A 2,056-nucleotide genomic window follows, 5' to 3' on the forward strand; every position below is an offset into this window, starting at 1 on the left:
TGTTGTTAATTTGTAATTAATTGTTTGTCAGACTTAAATATACAAAATAATTCGGTGATTACCAACTTTTAAAGATACTTTCTTATCCCGAACTCACGTAGCTTACTTCCTGCTGTTGCTTCTGCTGATAGGAGCATGCGGTTGCCGCAACCGGAAAACATCCTACCCTCCCCTGATCAGACAGGCGGAGTACTGGGCAGAAGCTTGTCCGGACAGTGCCATTGCCTATCTGGACTCGATCGACGCATCCTTGCAGGAACTGACGGAAGAAGAACGGATGTACTGCCACATGCTACGAATCAAAGCCGAAGACAAACTCTATATTCCGCACACCTCCGATTCGCTGATAAACCGCATAGTACGCTTCTACGAGCAGCAAGGAGATGACCGGAGGCTGGCGGAAGCGCTTTACTACAAGGCAGGAGTGTACCGCGACTGCAACGAACCATCAAGGGCAATACGTACATACCTGAGTGCAGCCGAGGTGGGCTGCAACCACGATACGCTGAACGGTCGCATCTACGGACAACTGGCGGCCCTGTATGCTTATCAAAAAGCATACCATGAAAGCATGAAAGCTTTACGGCAGGCATTGGTATATAACATAAAATGCGATGATTATCTGGGAATTGCCTACAGCTGGAGAGATATAGCACGAATATTCGACCGGCAGTACAGTCCGGACAGCGCAGAAGTGTATTACAGCAAGGCATATAACCTGATGAAAGAAAAAGGATTCACCAGACCGGCATATGGTGTACTGAGCGAATGGGCCGACTTCAGTTACGCACAAGGAAGGCATAATACGGCAAAAGCATTTGCCTATAAAATATTGGGTGACCATTTCGATGAATTAGCAGCTTTAGTACTTGCCAAATATTATTGGCAGAAAAACAATCTAGATTCTGCCTTATTCTATTCGGTTGAGGCATTACAGACAAATGACATTTATCATCACCGCACAGCCTATGGCATATTGAAGGAAATAGCACTCTCACAAGGCAAACAGCAAGATGCACACCGTTACGCCCGCTGCTATCGGGAGGTGTCCGACTCCATCAGCAGAATGACACGTACAGAAGCGACAGTACGCATCAATCACGAGGCAGAAAAACTTGATCTGCTCTCGCACATGAAAAGGCTACGGCATATACTGGCGCTGGCACTAATTATACTGGTGGCAGGAATGATTTATATGGGCAGGAATACCCATATTTTCCACAAGAAGCAACGGCTGAATAAGGAACTTACTCTTGAAGAAAATTCGCAGGTAACATTGTCAGAAAAACAGCAGAGTCTGGAAGAAAGGCTAGAAGCTTTTCAGCAATCTGCCATTTATCTTCATTTTTGTCGTGTTACTCAAAGCCGGGAGCTGAGTGAAGAGCATTGGCGGCAATTGGTTAATGCTTTAAACAAGGTGTATCCTACATTTATATCTAAACTATACAGCCTGAATCCTAAATTAACAGAATTAGAGCTTCGTACCTGCTGTTTGATTAAAATCGGGATATCGACCAATAGGATATCAGCACTTATCGCCCACTCTCCTTCTGCCGTCAATTCGATACTGACCCGTTTGTATCATAAAATGACAGGAGAAAAGACAAACATGTCTGTAGCCAGGGAGTTTTTGAAACGTCTGGAATGATATTTCCTGTATAAAGGAGTGGATTTTTTGTTCAATTAATGTGGATTTTTTAGTTAAATTCATTCTATAAGCATTCGTTCGCACCCCTCTTTTCAACATCCTAAACAACTGGTTATCAATACGCTTTCACAATGCGTAAAAAATGCGTAATCGTTTTTCACCCTCCAATATGCATTTCCTATACTTTTGTCGGTGAATTTTAAATGGAAAAGAGTTATGAAAACACTACTTTTTATACTTTGTTTGGGTTCGTCCATATCTCCAAATTAGAGGTCAATGAACAACCCAGAAAATACTAAGAATATCATTTTTTACCTGAGTTCGGGATAAGTTTAGAATAAGGCCAGTTGTTTTGAGTCCTCAATATAGTATCCTTGCAATGCATCCGGTTTGTTTTCAAAGAAACAA

General features: G+C 42.5%; 1 protein-coding gene. It reads left to right on the top strand.

Translation table 11 applies throughout. From position 1 onward, the window contains the following. Positions 1-115 precede the first annotated feature (115 nt). Positions 116-1,648, top strand: coding sequence for a tetratricopeptide repeat protein (locus ACZM60_RS14700; RefSeq protein WP_489521864.1), 1,533 nt, complete (start codon positions 116-118; stop codon positions 1,646-1,648). Positions 1,649-2,056: the final 408 nt, after the last annotated feature.

It is taken from the genome of Phocaeicola sp. (assembly GCF_057861905.1).